Source organism: Pseudomonas sp. JZ134 (assembly GCF_051027695.1).
Taxonomy (GTDB): domain Bacteria; phylum Pseudomonadota; class Gammaproteobacteria; order Pseudomonadales; family Pseudomonadaceae; genus Chryseomonas; species Chryseomonas luteola.
This window is the reverse complement of record NZ_CP069250.1, coordinates 1942047-1960105: the sequence shown is the minus strand read 5'-3', so window position 1 is coordinate 1960105 and position 18059 is coordinate 1942047. Positions and strand designations below refer to the sequence as shown.

General features: G+C 56.8%; 10 protein-coding genes. 5 read left to right on the top strand and 5 right to left on the bottom strand.

Annotation, left to right across the window (positions count from 1 at the left end):
* Positions 1-18 precede the first annotated feature (18 nt).
* On the top strand, positions 19-1038 hold the full coding sequence (locus tag JQR86_RS09165; RefSeq protein ID WP_434154738.1) for a lysylphosphatidylglycerol synthase transmembrane domain-containing protein: 1020 nt from the start codon (positions 19-21) through the stop codon (positions 1036-1038).
* A 15-nt stretch (positions 1039-1053) separates the two neighbouring features.
* Here JQR86_RS09165 and JQR86_RS09160 read toward each other — a convergent pair whose 3' ends face one another.
* The 5 genes from JQR86_RS09160 to JQR86_RS09140 all read right to left on the bottom strand — a co-directional run bounded on the left by JQR86_RS09160 (position 1054) and on the right by JQR86_RS09140 (position 10862).
* A complete protein-coding gene (locus JQR86_RS09160; protein WP_434154736.1) occupies positions 1054-1779 on the bottom strand; it encodes a polysaccharide lyase family 7 protein in 726 nt (241 codons plus the stop codon).
* 199 nt (positions 1780-1978) lie between these two features.
* Positions 1979-4210, bottom strand: a complete 2232-nt coding sequence (glgB, locus tag JQR86_RS09155; protein ID WP_434154735.1) for a 1,4-alpha-glucan branching protein GlgB — start codon at positions 4208-4210, stop codon at positions 1979-1981.
* Positions 4207-7539 carry a maltose alpha-D-glucosyltransferase gene (gene treS / locus JQR86_RS09150; protein ID WP_434154734.1) on the bottom strand — a complete coding sequence of 1111 codons (3333 nt, stop codon included), beginning with the start codon at positions 7537-7539 and terminating at the stop codon, positions 4207-4209. The genes glgB and treS overlap by 4 nt, the downstream gene beginning before the upstream one ends.
* A gap of 18 nt (positions 7540-7557) precedes the next feature.
* Positions 7558-9561, bottom strand: a complete 2004-nt coding sequence (locus JQR86_RS09145) for an alpha-1,4-glucan--maltose-1-phosphate maltosyltransferase (RefSeq protein ID WP_010798377.1) — start codon at positions 9559-9561, stop codon at positions 7558-7560.
* Positions 9562-9845: 284 nt separating this feature from the next.
* On the bottom strand, positions 9846-10862 hold the full coding sequence (locus JQR86_RS09140) for a zinc-dependent alcohol dehydrogenase family protein (protein WP_219652680.1): 1017 nt from the start codon (positions 10860-10862) through the stop codon (positions 9846-9848).
* 179 nt (positions 10863-11041) lie between these two features.
* On the opposite strand from JQR86_RS09140, the gene JQR86_RS09135 reads away from it, so the two are divergent.
* From JQR86_RS09135 to JQR86_RS09120, 4 genes are all read left to right on the top strand, one after another.
* Positions 11042-11956 (top strand): LysR family transcriptional regulator, encoded by a 915-nt coding sequence (locus JQR86_RS09135; RefSeq protein ID WP_010798379.1) that lies wholly within the window; start codon positions 11042-11044, stop codon positions 11954-11956.
* A 169-nt stretch (positions 11957-12125) separates the two neighbouring features.
* A complete protein-coding gene (mexE, locus tag JQR86_RS09130) occupies positions 12126-13358 on the top strand; it encodes a multidrug efflux RND transporter periplasmic adaptor subunit MexE (protein WP_407361844.1) in 1233 nt (410 codons plus the stop codon).
* Positions 13359-13452: 94 nt separating this feature from the next.
* On the top strand, positions 13453-16623 hold the full coding sequence (locus JQR86_RS09125; protein WP_407361845.1) for an efflux RND transporter permease subunit: 3171 nt from the start codon (positions 13453-13455) through the stop codon (positions 16621-16623).
* Positions 16620-18011: an efflux transporter outer membrane subunit gene (locus JQR86_RS09120; protein WP_019365600.1), complete on the top strand. Its 1392-nt coding sequence runs from the start codon at positions 16620-16622 to the stop codon at positions 18009-18011. The genes JQR86_RS09125 and JQR86_RS09120 overlap by 4 nt, the downstream gene beginning before the upstream one ends.
* Positions 18012-18059 lie beyond the last annotated feature (48 nt).

Here is an 18059-nt window from a genome sequence, read left to right as displayed (position 1 = left end):
CACTCTCAGGATGCCTCCGTGAAGTCGAAACCTTCTCCTAAAGGTAAAGTGTGGCCGATCGCCAAGAGGCTTCTGACCTACGCTTTTTTCATTGCCGTTACTGTTCTGCTCGTGATGTATGCCCGGCAGGTGAACTGGGTGCAGGTCTGGCATTCCATTCGCCAGTATGGCTGGACCGCTATCCTCATGGCCGTGGGCCTGGTTGTGGTCAGTTATATCATGTATGGCTTTTATGACCTGATCGGGCGAGCCTACTGCAGGCACAAGCTGGGCAAACGGCAGGTGATGATCGTGTCGTTTATCTGCTATGCCTTTACTCTTACGCTCAGTACATGGGTAGGCGGCATTGGCTTGCGGTACAGACTCTATTCTCGCCTGGGTCTGGAAAGCGGCACCATTACCCGTATATTCAGCCTGAGCCTGGCGACTAACTGGCTGGGCTACATCCTGCTGGCAGGCATTATCTTCACCGCCGGGCTGGTGAAGATTCCCCCACACTGGTACATCGGCAACATGACGCTACGGATGATAGGCATCGGCCTCGTCACCTTTATTGCCGTCTACCTGCTGTTCTGCCAGTTTTCCAAGCGTCGCTCATGGACCATCAAAGGGCAAAACCTTAATTTACCTTCCCTGCGTATGGCCTGTATTCAGCTTGTGGTGTCGTCCATCAACTGGATGGCAATGGGTGCCATTATCTATGTGCTGCTCGGACAGAAGATGGATTATGTGTTTGTGCTGGGCGTTCTGCTCATCAGCAGTTTTGCCGGTGTCATCACGCATATTCCTGCGGGCATCGGAGTGTTGGAAGCAGTATTCGTAGCCTTCATGGGCCATGAGCTAGATCAGTCGTACATCATCGCGGCACTGCTTGCCTACCGAGCCATCTATTTCATCGCTCCGCTGCTGATTGCCATCGTTGTGTATTTCTTCATGGAAAGTCGTGCCAAGAAAATCCGGGCGCGAAACGAGGCCAAGATGGAAAAACAGGACGAACAGGCACAGGCACAGGCACAGGCCAAAGGTCCGGCAGCCTAACGGGCTGCCGAGTCCTTATCGGTTGTTGGGTTGATGCATGGTGACCAATCGGTTGAAGGTCACCTTACCCCCTTCGGTAGAAGGTCCCTCCTTGTCCTCCACATAAGCGCCCGCCTTAAAGTAAAGGTGGTAACTTGCCCAGCGCTGATCCAACTGTACAGACAGCTCCCCGTTTCCGCGCCCATGTGTAAAAAGCCTTACGCTCAGCACACCGGTCCGACTCAAGCGCAACTCATAACTGAACGGACCATCCAATGGAATGTTGCGTAACAGGATTTGTGGCGGAATCTTGAGGGTATCCGGCTTGGTACGAATCAAGGCCTCAACCTGTCCAGTGACAGGCGTTTTCCCCTCCATGGTAGGGTCCAGACGATAACGCAGGCTGATCAATGCTGAGTCCGGTGTACCCTGACTATCTCCCATTGTACGGATCTGTCCGATAATCATCTTGCCACTGGAAGGCACTTGATTAACGCGCAGGTCAGCCTGCATCAGGCTGACGGAGTCTTCGTATTTCCAATTGTATTCACTGCCATCCGGGCGCGTTTCCCGAAGCTCAGTACTGGGATAATTGAGTTCCGGCGCATAACGTCCTGTTACGGGAGCCCAGAGGGTCACGCTACCATCGGGAGTACGATAAAAGTAATCACTGCGGTAGTTGCGATTGAGTACGTTGGTCTCAATAACGACAGGACTGGATGGCTCGGGAATTGTTAGATTCCACTCTGCCAGATCTACCATATGAGTCCTCCCTGATTACCTATAAAGACCCTGATCCAGTGCTACTGCATTAGTAGAACCCATAGCGTGTCAATAAAACGTGAATGATGCAAACAGCAGCCTGGCAACCTCGGCGGCAGTAACAGATCAGCTTCATTTACCTGCGGGAAAACGCAAGAAAAACGGCGCGTTAAGCGCCGTTTTCTTTGTTGTCTTCCGATCAATGCTCGGGTCGAGTGCCAGGTCTCAGGATAACGACACCCAATGGCGGCAACTTCAGATTCAAAGAAGCTGGCTGGCCATGGCTAGAGGTTTCATCTGCCGTAACGGCACCACCATTGCCAACACCACTACCGCCGTAAATATCGCTGTCGCTATTGAAGAGCTCCAGCCACTGCCCTCCTTCGGGAACGCCTATACGGTAATCATAACGCGGTACCGGTGTGAAGTTTCCAACAACCAGCAGAGGTCGTTTCTGTGAGTCGAAACGCAACCAGGCAAATACACTGTTGGCAGAATCATCACCTACCAGCCACTGGAAGCCTTCCGGTTCGCAGTCATGCTCGTGCAGCATGGGCTCTGCCCGGTATAACCGGTTCAGATCCGCTACCAGCTTTTGTACACCCTGGTGGTTCTGATGCTGCAGCAGGAACCAGTCCAGTTCGCGGTCGTGGCTCCATTCACGCCATTGACCGATCTCGGATCCCATGAACAGGAGCTTCTTGCCCGGATGCGTCCACATAAAGGACAGGTACACGCGCAGGTTGGCAAACTTTTGCCAATTGTCACCAGGCATCTTGTTCAGCAAAGACCCTTTGCCATGCACGACTTCATCATGGGAAATGGGAAGAACAAAACGCTCGGAATAGGCGTATACCATACCGAAGGTCATGTTGTGATGGTCGTAACGGCGGTAGATCGGATCACGCTCGATGTAATGCAGCGTGTCATGCATCCAGCCCATGTTCCACTTGTAGGAGAACCCAAGACCGCCCTCAGAGGTAGGCTTGCTGACACCAGGCCATGCGGTGGATTCCTCTGCAATCATCAACGCACCGGGCGCTTCTTCATGCACCACATCGTTCAAATGGCGGAGAAAATCGATTGTCTCGAGGTTCTCGCGGCCGCCATATTTATTGGGAATCCACTCGCCCTGCTTGCGGGAATAATCGCGGTACAGCATGGATGCGACCGCATCCACACGCAGGCCGTCTATATGGAAATGCTTGAGCCAATGCAGCGCAGACGACAGCATAAATCCGTGTACTTCATTGCGCCCAAGGTTATAGATGTAAGTGTTCCAATCCTGATGGAAACCTTCGAAAGGATGCTCGTACTCATAGAGTGCTGTACCGTCGAAGCGCGCCAGTCCATGGGGATCCGTCGGGAAATGCGCGGGCACCCAGTCGAGAATCACACCGATGTGCGCCTGATGGCAGGCATCTACGAAGGCTGCGAAATCAGCCGGCGTGCCATGACGAGACGTTGGAGCGAACTGCGACAGTGGCTGATAGCCCCATGATCCACTGAACGGGTGCTCCATTACCGGCAATAGCTCGATATGGGTAAAGCCCATCTCCTGAATATAGGGAATCAGCTGTTCAGCCAGCTCCCGCCAATTCAGGATGCGACCATCGTCACCACCGTCACGACGCCACGAGGTAGAGTGCAGCTCGTATACCGAGAAGGGCGCATGAACAGACTGGCGCTCCTTGCGCTGCGCCATCCAATCATCATCATGCCATTCGAACGGAGCCGGATCAGCCACTACCGAGGCGGTGCACGGCGGTAGCTCCGTTGCCAGGGCGACTGGGTCAGCTTTTAGAGGCAATAACCCATGCTGGCCAAGGATTTCGTACTTGTATGAGTCACCCGGCTTGATGCGGGGGATAAACAATTCCCACACCCCTGCACCGTGCCGTAGGCGCATTGGGTGACGGCGACCGTCCCAGGTGTTGAAGTTACCGACTACGGAAACCCGACGTGCATTGGGTGCCCACACAGCAAAGCGTACACCCTGAACACCGTCGATGGTCATCGCTTGAGCACCCAGGCATTGACCCAGCTGACGATGCTTACCCTCATTGATCAGGTAAATATCGACATCGCCCAACAGCGTACCAAAGCTGTAAGGGTCTTCTGTCTCCTGTACGCCACTGGGCCAGCGGATCCTGAAGAAATACGTTGCCTGATAGTCCAGGCGGGCATAAAACAGCCCGGGAATCTGCCCGGCTTCCATATGGGCCAAGTGGCGACCGCTCTCACGCTCGACCAGCTCGACACCCAGCGCATTGGGTAAAAAGGCACGAACCAGAAACCCGGTACCATCCGGGTGAGGCCCCAAGATGGCAAACGGGTTGCCATGTTCTCCGCGAGCCAGCGCGTCCGCCTCTGGAGCAGACAGCTGGGCGTAGTCTGGTTGGTGGTTCTGGGGTGCTACGGCTTGAGTCATCCTTTTGCTCCCGAAATGAGCGAATCCACAATGGCGGCTACGCCGCGCAGCGGAATGTTGATCCAGTTAGGCCGATTGGCCGCTTCATAACCAATTTCATAAACGGCTTTCTCTAGCGTATAGAGATCCAGCGCTGCCTGCTCACCACGCTCGCTCCACTCATGGGCGATACCGGTAGCAGCCTCACGATAAGCCTTGAGGAAGGCCGCGTAAGCCGTTGTGCGATAGGTCTCTGCTGCCTGTCGCCGTTGACGCATTGCCTCTTCCGACGTATCGGCACCACTGTTACTGCTCATGGTGATCATGGCCGCCGCATAGTCAAAGGATCGCAGCAGACCTGCCACGTCCTTGTGCGGACCATACTTGGCACGACGCTCGTCCAGCGAACGGGCAGGCTCACCTTCAAAGTCGATCAGGTAGGCATCGTCCTGAGACACCAGGACTTGCCCAAGGTGCAAATCTCCATGAACACGGATGCGCAAGCCACCGGCTACGTCTTCGGCAAGGGCTTCGATACGCTCGCCAAGTTCCTTGCGCTGAGACACTAACTTGTCGAGGTGCTGGGTGCCGGCGCTATCCAGGGAGGCGCGTTTGTTCTCAAGCGTATCCAGCGCAGCGTCAACCTGCTCTCGTACACGGTGAGCAAACGTACGCGCGGAGTCTGCATCGATCTTCTCGGGTGCAAACGCAGCGTCATCGGTGTCCTGGGCAAGCAAGGTATGCATTTCACCCAGGCGCTGCCCCAGAATGGCGGCAAAGTTTTCCAGATCGGACATGGCAGTGAACTCGTTCTCAACCTCTGACAGACCTGCCTCCAACATGTCACGGGTTACCTGGTCCAGCTTGTCCAGCGTCCACTTCCAGGCATCCCCCTGGTTATGGATCTGAGGCTGCACCAGCATGAGCACATTGGGTGTGCCCTCTTCGTTGTAGCGTGTTACCTCACCCAGCAAGGGCGCCATGTTGGCAAAGCCTTTGTCCGTCAGGAACCGACCCATTTCGACTTCAGGATGAATACCTGTAGCTACCTTCCGGATCAGCTTGAGCATGTACTTGTCGCCTACAATGAGCGAACTGTTGGACTGCTCTACACCCATGTGCCGAATTTCAGTTTCATCGGTTGTAGTAAAGTTCTCGACATCCATGTACGGCTGGAAGCGGATTTCACCTGCAGGGGACTTCAGTACGGCCTGATCCTTGAAGGCCTTGAACACCCCATGCACAAAGCTGGTCAGCGTAAAGGCATCGGTAACCAGACCTACGTTGCGAACATGGCGAATGCGGGACATCGCCAACTGGGTAGCCAACGGACTGCAATGCTGGTCACTCTCGGCCAGGAAGCCCAACGGCAAGGCATAATGCTCCTGCCCCTTGGCATTTTTCACGCAGACTTCCATGAACAGCACGGGGAATTTCGGCGTTGGAATTTCCACAGCGTACATAAGGGTGACCTGCTGGATCGCCTCGTCCTTGCTGCCGAACCAGCGGCGCTTGGGCAGATACAGCGGCAGGATTTCCTGTTCAAGAGCCTTGCGCGGCGTACCGCTGAGCAACTCTTGCAGATTCTTTTTGATGACGAGCGTTTGGAAGTCAGGCATGGTTTCTGGAGGCTCGGAGTGCCACGCAGGCATCTGTTCATTGCCTGCGAGGTAGAACCAATAAAATCCGTACGGCTGAAGTGTCAGCATGTAAGGCAGTTGGCCAATGGGCGGAAAGGCACTGCCTCCCAGCATTTCCACGGGCACCTTGCCTGCCATGGATGACAGATCCAGTTCGACGGCCTGGGCAGCACGCGACACGTTGGCAACACAGAGAATGGTCTCGTGCTCGCCTTCGGGCGTGGTGTAATCACGCAAATACGCCAGAATACGGCGATTGGTTGGCCGAAGCATCTTCATGGTGCCACGACCAAAGGCTTTCTGTTGCTTGCGCACGGCCAGCATGCGGCGCGTCCAGTTCAGCAGCGAATGAGGATCGCGCGCCTGTGACTCTACGTTGATCGACTGATAGCCATATAGCGGGTCCATTACCACCGGCAGCACGAGGCTGGCCGGATCGGCACGGGAGAAGCCACCATTGCGGTCAACCGACCATTGCATCGGCGTACGTACGCCGTCTCGGTCGCCTAGGTGAATATTATCGCCCATGCCGATCTCATCGCCGTAGTACATCGTAGGCGTACCTGGCATGGAGAGAAGCAGGCTATTGAGCAGTTCGATCCGCCGACGATCCCGTTCGAGCAGCGGTGCCAAGCGACGACGAATCCCCAGATTGATGCGCGCGCGCCGGTCCGAGGCGTAAAAATTCCACAGATAATCCCGTTCCCGGTCAGTCACCATTTCAAGCGTCAGTTCGTCATGGTTGCGCAAAAAGATCGACCATTGACAGTTCGCTGGAATTTCAGGGGTCTGACGCAGGATATCGCTGATAGGAAAGCGGTCTTCCTGGGCAATAGCCATATACATGCGAGGCATCAGCGGAAAGTGGAACGCCATGTGGCACTCGTCACCTTCGCCAAAGTACTGCTGCGTATCTTCCGGCCACTGATTGGCTTCCGCCAGCAACATCCGGTCCGGGTAATTCGCATCGATCTCGGCACGAATCTGTTTGAGTACCGCATGGGTTTCGGGCAGGTTTTCGTTATTGGTGCCGTCACGCTCCACCAGATAGGGAATGGCATCCAGACGCAAGCCATCGACGCCCATGTCCAGCCAGTAGCGCATAATCGAGATCACCGCTTTCATGACCTGAGGGTTATCGAAGTTCAAGTCAGGCTGGTGCGAGTAGAATCGGTGCCAGTAATACTGCTCAGCGACGGGATCCCACGTCCAATTGGACTTTTCGGTATCCAAAAAGATGATCCGCGTACCGTCGTACTTCTTGTCATCATCTGACCAGACATAAAAGTTGCGCGCCGAAGACCCTTTCTTCGCCTTGCGTGCACGCTGAAACCAGGGGTGATCGCTAGAGGTATGGTTGATTACCAGCTCAGTGATGACCCGCAATCCCCTTTTGTGCGCCTCGGCAATAAAGCGCCTGGCATCCGCCATGGTGCCGTAATCCGGATGCACTCCACGGTATTCGGAGATATCGTACCCGTCATCGCGGCGCGGCGACGGGTAGAACGGCAGTATCCAAATGGTATTGACGCCCAGGCCAGCAATGTAGTCGAGCTTATCGATCAGGCCAGGGAAGTCACCGATTCCGTCGTTGTTGGAATCGTAAAATGACTTCACGTGAACCTGATAGATGACCGCATCCTTGTACCACAACGGGTCATTGATAAAGGCCGCCGGTTTGCGCGAGCGCGTTTTTTTTGGTTTCGCCATTTATAGTCTTCCTTTGGCCTAGATGGCCGGGCGGATACGCCATATGCCAAATGGCATGGAAGGATCGAGACGCGTCCATTGTGTTTTCCCGTGCCATGTCCAGCGGTGGCCGGTCATGAGGTCTTCGCCATGCATGGATGCATTGTCGTCGAGTCCGAATTCCCACAAGGGGAGTTCAAAGTGGCCTTCCTGGGCGTTATGGGGATCAAGATTGATTGCCACGAGTACGAAATTGCTGAGATCAGGCGTGTACTTGCCGAACAGGATGATGTTGTCATTGAACACGTTGTAAAACTTGATCCCCAGATGTGTCTGGAGAGCCGGGTTCTGCTTGCGGATCCGGTTGAGCTGTGCAACTTCCGCCATGATGTTGCCCGGCGCATACCAGTTGCGGGGGCGCAACTCGTACTTCTCGGAATCCAGATACTCTTCCTTGCCGGGCGTTAGCGGCGTGCCTTCACACAACTCAAAACCTGAATACATGCCCCACAGGCCCGACCCCATGGTGGCCAGCGCTGCGCGAATCAAAAACCCTGGACGCCCACTGGTCTGTAGGAAAACCGGATTGATGTCCGGCGTGTTGACGAAGAAGTTGGGGCGATAGCATTCACGCCAGGGCGAACTATTGAGCTGTGTGAAATATTCCGTCAGCTCAGCCTTTGTATTGCGCCAGGTAAAATAGGTATAGCTCTGCGAATATCCAACTTTGCCCAAACGCGCCATCATCGCTGGCTTGGTAAAGGCCTCGGCCAGGAACATGACTTCTGGGTCACGGCCACGGATATCCGCAATCAGCCATTCCCAGAACGGCAATGGCTTGGTATGGGGGTTATCGACCCGGAAAATCTTGACGCCCTGCTCCACCCAATGCCAGACCACATCACGCAGCGCGAGCCAGAGGTCCGGGACGGAATCCTTGGCATAAAAATCGACGTTGACGATGTCCTGGTACTTTTTGGGCGGGTTTTCCGCGTAACGCATGGAGCCATCAGGACGCCAGGAGAACCAGCCCGGATGCTCCTTGAGCCAGGGATGATCAGGTGAGCATTGGATGGCAAAGTCGAGTGCGATTTCAAGACCATGGTCAGCCGCTGCGGCAACCAGCTCACGGAAATCTTCAAGCGTTCCGAGTTGCGGATGTACGGCATCATGGCCGCCATCGGGGCTACCAATGGCATAAGGGCTGCCAGGCTGATCAGGGCCCGCACCCAGGGTATTGTTCTTGCCCTTGCGGTGGGCAAGCCCGATCGGATGGATCGGTGGGAAGTACAGGACGTCGAAGCCCATGTCACGTACACGCGGCAGCTCACCGATCACATCGCGAAAGGTGCCATGACGCTGCGGGTCATTAGTGATCGAGCGGGGAAAGAGTTCATACCAGCTGGCGAATTGTGCCTTGAGGCGCTCAATATCCAACGGGTACTCGACACTGTGAGTCAGATGCGGATAGGCATCGGCGTCGCGCATGTTGCGCTCAGTTTCCGAGCTAAGCAACAAAGCCACCTTGTCACCTTCGGTAGCGCACTGATCGAACCGTGCCAGCAAGGATTCTAGACCGGGCCGCACCTCGTCATCCGCACGAGTCAGGGCCTGTTCCAGATGGATGCGTCCTTCCTGCAACTCAAGTCCGATCGGCACACCAGCGCCATATTTCTTTTCAAGCTCGTAGCGGTAACTGCCGTACACATCCCACCACGCTTGAACGACAAATTCATGTCGAGCCACCTGTACCGGCGTGAACTCGCACAGCCACAGGTCATTGGTTTGAAGCTCCAGCGGTACTCGCTGCCAGTCTTCAGCACCTTCCACGCGCCACAGTACGCAGGCGGCCAGCTTGTCGTGCCCGTCTGCGAAAATGGTGGCCTTTACGGTGATGGGCTGGCCGGCGATGCCCTTGGCAGCGAATTGTCCGTTATCCACTGTCGGGCTGACCGACTCGATGGCAATTCTTGGTGTTTGCGACGCCGTTTCCGGGTCATAAGGTAGATACGCGAGTGAACCGGGGAGATCGGTATTCGACATCGAGCCTGACTCCTTAAAGTGCTGTTGGCTGGCTCATGCCCAGCTTCCGGCGATCGGAACATCCTTCGATGCCTTGTGGCGGGTGCGGCAGAGGGTCATAACCTCTACCGCGCTGAGCCCAATAGGTATGAAATACTGAGCCGACGCCTAAGGGAAAAGTTCAGGCTATTGATGGAGATAAGTTGCAAGCAGCCGAACGGTTGACTCGGCTGCAGCACAGACGGGGGGGGGGGAAAGAATTCAGGCGTGTCGGGCAATGCACTGCAGGCGCACTGCCCGTCTACTTACTCAACGGTCAAGACGACCCGCCCCTTGAGGCATTCGTTTTCTACGAGCCGATGGGCTTCCACAAACTGGTCAAACGGCAACGTATGCGCAACGACGGGCTTGAGCAGACCATCCCGGGTCATTTGATTAATCACCGTCAGCGCGCGCTGTACCGCCTCGGCATGGGGCTCCAGACCAAGCTCTGGATGGCCTGTAAAATCCAGGACGCTATGCCGAAAAATCTGCAGGTGTTTCTTGAACGCAGCGCAGGCCGGAAAGGACGCCTCGTTACCACCACCCATGCCGTAAATGATCAGCTTGCCCCGTGTCGCGGCAATATCACCCAGGCGGGACAGCTGTGGACCACATAGCGCATCCAGCACAACCTCAACGCCACGGCTCTCGGTAAAACGCTCTACTTCCAGCACCAAGTCCTGTTCGTCGGTCGATACGACCTTCACAGCACCCAACCCTTTAAGCATTGCGCGGTTTTCCGACTCGCTGGTAGCCGCGATCACCTGGGCGCCCAACGCGGCCGCCAGCTGAACCACCGCCGGGCCGACGCAGTTGCTGGCTTCGGTGACTAACACCTGCTGTCCGGCCTTGAGTTGAGCCAGATCCACCAGAGCAAAATAGGCCAGGAGCAGACCGGCATAATGCACCGCCGCTTCAGCCGGCGTCAGCGTGTCAGGGTATTCGGTCAATGCCTGCTGGGGCATCAGCACCATGTCACCACTGGCCGGATACTGGTTGATCGAGTGGGCAGGAAAGCTGGCCACTCGCATGCCTGGTTGGAAATGGCGGACGCCCTCGCCCACGGACACAACCTCACCCGCCAGCTCAGAACCAAACCCAGCCGGCAACGTGGCAGGCTCATCGGCCAGGTTCTGCCGCCAGAGCACGTCGCCCCAACATACGCCCAGCGCCTGTACACGCACCAGTACTTCCCCTGCACCAGGCTCAGGAGTGGGTTGGTTTTCGCAGCACAGGACATCAGCACTGCCGAACTGGTGAAAGCGAATCACACGGGACATCGCAAACCTCTTTGGTGGATTCCGTATGGCTACGGACTGTATCCAAGCTGGCGCCTCAACGCTACCCGCCCGTATCGATAGTTGTCATGAATGTCAGTGATGCAAGGCTTGACGCCGCCCTCGACTCACTACAGTCTCATGCGCTCGAACAAATGCATGGCCACGGTTAAGGGCATACCATGAATCGCAACGATCTTCGCCGAGTAGACCTCAACCTGTTGATTGTGTTCGAGACATTGATGCGGGAGCGGAGCGTAACCCGCGCTGCTGAAAAGCTCTTTCTGGGCCAGCCTGCCATCAGCGCCGCCCTTGCCCGTCTGCGCAGCCTGTTTGACGATCCATTGCTGGTCCGCACCGGCCGCACGATGGAACCTACGCCCCGTGCCATGGAGATCTTCGGCCTGCTTTCACCGGCCCTGGACTCAATCTCCTCGGCCATGAGCCGCGCACAGAATTTCGAACCGGCAAGCGCCGATCGCGTATTCAGAATAGGACTGTCGGACGACGTCGAGTTTGCCCTGCTGCCGCCCCTGCTCAGGCGCCTTCGCGCAGAGGCACCCGGAGTAGCCTTGGTCATACGCCGAACCAACTACCTGAACATTTCCAGCCAACTGGCCTCCGGCGAGATCACAGTAGGCGTTGCCTACACCTCGGAACTGCCCGCCAATGCCAAACGCAAGACCTTGCGGCGCTCGCGCTCAAAAGTGCTTCGGGCCGATTCCATTCCCGGCACGCTGACCTTGGACGACTTTTGTGCTCGCCCTCATGCGCTGGTATCGCCTGCCGGCGACCTGAGTGGGTTTATCGATGATGCGCTGTCGACGCTGGGCAAGCAGAGGCGCGTCGTGCTGGCAGTCCCCCAGTTCAACGGCCTGGGAACACTACTGACCAATACGGATCTGCTCGCCACCGTCCCGGACTACACCGCCCAGGTACTGGCTTCCAACGGCGGCTTGCGCATCGAAGATCCACCTCTGGAGGTGCAATCCTTTGAACTCTCCATGGCCTGGAGCGGTGTGCACGATAACGACCCTGCCGAACGCTGGTTACGCTCTCGTATACAAATGTTTGTGGGAGATCCAGACAGTTTATAATAATGGGCTGGTATTACATAGCTAAAGATAGTCTGCTATCGATATATTTGAAGGCTTTTATCATTTTGATCGATAGTTAAATTCAGAGTGTTCGATTCGATCGTGCCAGACCCTTGAGCCAGACTCCGCCGTACTTAAATTTTCCTCACTTTGCCCGGCGGAAACGAACATGGAACAGTCTTCCACTCTCTGGCGATCTTCTCTGGCATTAGCCAGCGTTCTATTGCTCAGTGCCTGCGACAACAAGCCTGATGCGTCGGCCACAGCACCAGCAAAGCCCAAGGTCAGCGCCGCTCAGGTCATTCAACAACCGATCACGGAATGGGATGAGGTTACCGGCCGCCTCGAAGCGCCCGAGTCTGTCATCATTCGTCCGCGCGTTTCGGGCTATATCGATCGGGTTGTCTTTCAGGAAGGCACCCTGGTTAAGAAAGGCGACCTGCTTTTCCAGATCGACCCCCGCCCCTTCCAGGCCGAAGTGAAGCGTCTGGAAGCGCAGCTGCAACAGGCCAAGGCTCATCTGGATCGGGCTCAGAATGAAGCACAACGTGGCGAGCGCTTGCGCTCAAGCAATGCGATCTCTGCCGAAGTAGCGGATGCCCGCACCAGCGAAGCATTGGAAGCCAAGGCGACGCTTGCCGCTACGCAAGCCGAACTGGACGCAGCCCGTCTGAACCTGAGCTTTACTCAAGTTACCGCCCCCATTACAGGTCGCGTTGGCCGGGCCGAGGTGACCGCAGGTAACCTGGTAAATGCTGGGGAAAGCCAACTCACCACGCTGGTATCCACCGACAAGGTGTATGCCTATTTCGATGCTGATGAACGTGTTTTCCTCAAGTATTCCAACTTGAAACGCCAAGGTGTGCGGGGCGAAACCAGTCCGGTCTTTATGGGACTTTCCAGCGAAACCGGCCACCCTCACCTAGGCAAGATGAACTTTCTTGATAACCAGGTTGATCCCCGTACAGGCACCATTCGTGGACGGGCCGTATTCGAAAACACTGATGGCCAGTTTACTCCTGGGCTCTATGCAAGGCTGAAGCTGGTTGGCAGCGGTACCTATAACGCGATGCTCATCAAGGATGAGGCTGTAGGTACTGATCTGGGCAAAAAATACGTGCTGGTAGTCAAAGACGACGGCACCGTGGATTACCGCTCGGTTGAACTGGGCCCGAAAATCGAAGGGCTGCGGATCGTCCGTACAGGTCTGGCCAGCAATGACAAGGTCATCATCAATGGCCTGCAACGCATCCGGCCGGGCTCCCAGGCAGACGCTCAGATCGTACCCATGGCTGACGAGGCCACCCTGGCTGCACTCAAGCATCAGCGGGAGCTGGTAGCGAAAAGCCTGCCTCTGCCGGACAAGCCGATTCAGCTGACTGCCAACGATACGCATCGTTAACACCGTCTAACCCTGCCGCCAAGCCCATGCGCCTCGCTCTTCTACCAGGAGAGCGACGGTGCCCTGTTGCTCGCGTTTACAAAGGAATGGTCCGATGAACTTCTCACAGTTCTTCATCAAGCGTCCCATTTTCGCGGCCGTTCTCTCGCTGATTATCCTGATCGGCGGAGCCGTCTCGCTCTTTCAACTTCCCATCAGTGAATACCCGGAAGTCGTGCCGCCCACGGTAGTGGTTCGCGCCACCTTCCCGGGTGCCAACCCCAAGGTTATCGGCGAGACCGTGGCAGCCCCGCTGGAACAAGCCATGAACGGCGTCGAGCACATGCTCTATATGTCGTCCCAGGCCACTGCCGACGGCAAGATGACCCTGACCATTACGTTTGCCTTGGGCACAGATCTGGATACGGCGCAGGTACAGGTGCAGAACCGTGTCACCCGTACCCTGCCCAAGCTGCCTGAAGAAGTGCAGCGTCTGGGCGTTACCGCTGACAAGGCCTCACCGGATCTGGCCATGGTGGTGCACCTTACCTCGCCCGATGAGCGCTACGACATGCTGTACCTGTCCAACTATGCGCTGATCAACATCAAGGACGAGCTGTCCCGCCTGGACGGTGTGGGTGATGTCCAGCTGTTCGGCATGGGCGAGTATTCCCTGCGTGTGTGGCTTGACCCGAACAAGGTGGCCTCTCGTGGCCTCACGGCAACAGATGTCGTCAATGCCATTCGTGAGCAGAACCGCCAGGTTGCGGCAGGCTCTCTGGGCGCCCCGCCCGCGCCCAACGCGAACAGCTTCCAGCTGGCCATCAACACCCAAGGCCGCCTGGTCAATGAGGAAGAGTTCGAAAACATCATCGTTCGAGCCGGCGCAAATGGTGAAATCACCCGCGTGAGGGACATTGCGCGCGTTGAATTGGGTTCGAACCAGTACGCCCTGCGTTCACTGTTGAACAACAAACCAGCCGTCGCCATACCGATCTTCCAGCGTCCAGGCTCCAACGCAATCGACCTGTCCAATCAGGTGCGGGCGAGAATGGCTGACCTGAAGAAGAGCTTCCCTCAGGGTATGGACTACTCCATCGTTTATGACCCTACGATCTTCGTCCGTGGCTCCATCGAAGCGGTTGTGCATACCCTTTTTGAAGCCATCGTGCTGGTTGTGCTGGTTGTGGTGCTGTTCCTGCAAACCTGGCGCGCCTCTATCATCCCGCTGGCAGCCGTTCCGGTTTCGCTGATCGGCACGTTCGCTTTGATGCACTTGTTCGGGTTTTCACTGAACGCGCTGTCCCTTTTCGGGCTGGTATTAGCTATTGGGATTGTGGTGGACGATGCCATCGTGGTCGTGGAAAACGTCGAACGGAACATTGGGCTGGGCCTCTCTCCGGTTGCCGCAACCCAGCGAGCGATGCGGGAAGTAACCGGTCCTATCATCGCTACCGCGCTAGTGCTGTGCGCTGTGTTTGTACCCACCGCCTTTATTTCCGGATTGACGGGACAGTTCTATCGACAGTTCGCCCTGACCATTGCTATTTCAACGGTCATCTCAGCCTTCAACTCGCTTACGCTCTCCCCTGCACTGGCAGCCGTCCTGCTCAAGGGACACGATGCTCCCAAGGACCGTTTTTCGCGCTTGCTGGATCGCCTGCTGGGCAGCTGGCTGTTCGCGCCATTCAACCGTATATTCGAACGCGCCAGTCACGGCTATGTAGGCGTGGTTGCACGTGTGCTTCGCCGCGGCTCGATTGCGCTAGTGGTCTATGCCGGTCTGATGGCGCTGACGGTGTTTGGGCTGACGAACACGCCTACAGGTTTCGTGCCGCAGCAGGACAAACAATATCTGGTCGCCTTTGCGCAGCTGCCTGACGCTTCTACGCTGGATCGTACCGAAGACGTCATCAAGCGGATGTCCGATATCGCGCTCAAGTATCCGGGCGTGGAAAGCACCGTGGCGTTCCCGGGACTCTCCATCAATGGGTTTACCAACAGCCCCAACAGCGGCATTGTTTTCGTGACACTCAAGCCCTTCGAAGAACGTAAGGACCCGAGTCTGTCAGCCAACGCGATTGCAGGTGCACTCAACGGCAAGTTCAGTTCTATTCAGGATTCGATCATCGCGATCTTCCCGCCTCCGCCAGTTCAGGGGCTGGGTAGCATTGGCGGCTTCCGCGTGCAGATCGAGGACCGGGGCAATCTGGGCTATAACGAGCTGTTCGCCCAAACGCAGAACATCATTGCGAAAAGCCAGAGCGTGCCGGAACTGGCAGGCCTGTTCTCCAGTTACCAGGTCAACGTTCCGCAAATCGATGCCGATATTGATCGTGAGAAAGCCAAAACTCATGGCGTTGCGATCAGCGATATCTTCGATACGCTACAGGTCTACCTGGGCTCGCTGTATGCCAACGACTTCAACCGCTTTGGCCGTACCTTCCAGGTCAACGTACAAGCCGATCAGCAGTTCCGCCTTGAAGCCGACCAGATCGGCCAGCTGAAGGTACGTAACAACCTGGGCGAGATGGTGCCGCTGTCTACCTTCGTGAAGGTAAGCGATAGCGCGGGTCCCGACCGCGTGATGCACTACAACGGGTTTATCACAGCCGAAATCAACGGCGCCCCGGCACCCGGTTACAGCTCGGGCCAGGCACAGGCCGCGCTGGAAAAACTCATGAAGGAAGAGTTGCCCAATGGCATGACCTACGAGTGGACCGAGCTGACCTACCAGCAAATCCTGTCGGGCAACACGGCCTTCCTAGTCTTCCCGCTGTGCGTGCTGCTGGCCTTCCTGGTGCTTGCTGCCCAGTACGAAAGCTGGAGCCTGCCGCTTGCCGTTATTCTCATCGTACCAATGACGCTTCTGTGCGCTATTACAGGTGTCATTCTGTCCGGGAGTGATAACAACATCTTTACCCAGATCGGCCTGATCGTCTTGGTTGGCCTGGCCTGCAAAAACGCAATTCTGATTGTGGAATTCGCCAAGGATAAACAGGAAGAAGGCATGGACCGTGTGGCAGCCGTACTGGAAGCATGCCGGTTGCGTCTACGTCCGATCTTGATGACCAGCTTTGCCTTCATCATGGGCGTGGTGCCGCTGGTGACGTCTACCGGTGCAGGTGCCGAGATGCGTCATGCCATGGGCGTTGCGGTGTTCTCCGGCATGCTGGGCGTGACCTTCTTCGGCCTGTTGCTGACCCCCTTGTTCTATGTGCTGATCCGCGCGTTCGTCGAGCGTCGCGCTGAGCGCCGTATCGCCGCACAGGAGGTGCTGTCATGAGAATCTTCGTTCCCAGTCTATTGGCCCTTGCCTTGAGTGCCTGTGCGGTCGGTCCGACTTATCAGGCGCCGCAAACCGAACCGGCTCATCTGCAGACCGCGGCGGGCAGCCAATATGATCACTCCCGTTTCGAGGCACAGTGGTGGCAACAATTCGAGGACCCCACCCTTAATCAGCTGGTGGCGCGCTCGATTTCCGGCAACCGGGAGCTTCGCGTGGCCTATGCCCGACTGCGCTCGGCTCGTGCCCTGCGTGATGACACGGCCAATGACCGCTTTCCTGTTGTGACCAGTCGCGCCAGTAGCGAGATCGGCAAGGCGCAGCAGCCGGGCTTCACCGATAAGCGTACAAACAACGAGCGTTACGACCTTGGACTGGATATGGCCTGGGAGATTGATCTCTTCGGCCGGATCCAGCATCAACTGGAGGCCAGCGATGCTCAGGCAGACGCCGCGCAGGCAGAACTCAATCAACTGCAGGTCAGCCTGATTGCAGAATTGGTAGATGCGTATGGCACGCTCCGCGGTGCCCAGCTGCGCGAACATATTGCGCAGGAAAACCTGAAGAATCAGCGGGCCTCCCGGCAATTGACCCAAACCCTGGATGAAGCAGGCGTAGGCAGCCAGCTGGATGTCTTGCGGGCTGATGCGCGCCTTGCGGCCACCGAGGCGACTCTGCCGCAACTCCAGGCAGAAGCGGCGCGGGCAAAGAATCGGATAGCGACTCTGATAGGCGAACGGCCTGATGCGATGAGCATTGACCTTTCACCCAAGCCATTGCCTGCAATTGCCAAGGCGCTTCCCATTGGTGACCCGGCCGAGCTGTTGCGCCGCCGCCCGGATATCCAGGCAGCCGAACGTCAGCTGGCAGCCGCAACCGCGAATGTCGGTGTAGCTACTGCAGATCTTTTCCCGCGAGTTAGCCTGAGCGGCTTTCTAGGGTTCACCGCGGGGCGGGGTTCCGAGATCGGCTCTTCGGCCGCCCGCGCATGGGGCCTGGGTCCTACCTTAAGCTGGCCAGCCTTTGACTTAGGTAGCGTTCGCGCACGCCTGCGTGGGGCCAAGGCAGATGCCGAAGGCGCCCTGGCCAACTATGAACAGCAAGTGCTGCTTGCCCTTGAAGAAAGTGCCAATGCCTTTAGCGACTATGGTAAACGCCAGGAGCGCCTGGTTGCACTGATTCGCCAGTCTGAAGCCAGCCGCGCAGCAGCCGAGCAGGCAGCGATCCGCTACCGCGAAGGCGGGTCGGACTTCCTGGTATTGCTGGATGCAGAGCGCGAGCGACTGGCGGCGGAAGACGCCCAGGCCCAAGCGGAAGTTGAGCTCTACCAAGGCATTGTGGCGATCTATAAATCACTAGGCGGCGGTTGGGAGATCCCCAACGTCTGATCCTTCGGTTAGGGGCGACGATGTCGCCCTGGCCCGCGGCTTTCCCTG

Excerpts from the sequence above, each read along its gene's own strand:
- JQR86_RS09160 (WP_434154736.1), bottom strand. The coding sequence starts at position 1,779 with ATGGTAGATCTGGCAGAGTGGAATCTAACAATTCCCGAGCCATCCAGT.
- glgB (WP_434154735.1), bottom strand. The coding sequence starts at position 4,210 with ATGACTCAAGCCGTAGCACCCCAGAACCACCAACCAGACTACGCCCAG.
- treS (WP_434154734.1), bottom strand. The coding sequence starts at position 7,539 with ATGGCGAAACCAAAAAAAACGCGCTCGCGCAAACCGGCGGCCTTTATC.
- JQR86_RS09145 (WP_010798377.1), bottom strand. The coding sequence starts at position 9,561 with ATGTCGAATACCGATCTCCCCGGTTCACTCGCGTATCTACCTTATGAC.
- JQR86_RS09140 (WP_219652680.1), bottom strand. The coding sequence starts at position 10,862 with ATGTCCCGTGTGATTCGCTTTCACCAGTTCGGCAGTGCTGATGTCCTG.
- JQR86_RS09135 (WP_010798379.1), top strand. The coding sequence starts at position 11,042 with ATGAATCGCAACGATCTTCGCCGAGTAGACCTCAACCTGTTGATTGTG.
- mexE (WP_407361844.1), top strand. The coding sequence starts at position 12,126 with ATGGAACAGTCTTCCACTCTCTGGCGATCTTCTCTGGCATTAGCCAGC.
- JQR86_RS09125 (WP_407361845.1), top strand. The coding sequence starts at position 13,453 with ATGAACTTCTCACAGTTCTTCATCAAGCGTCCCATTTTCGCGGCCGTT.
- JQR86_RS09120 (WP_019365600.1), top strand. The coding sequence starts at position 16,620 with ATGAGAATCTTCGTTCCCAGTCTATTGGCCCTTGCCTTGAGTGCCTGT.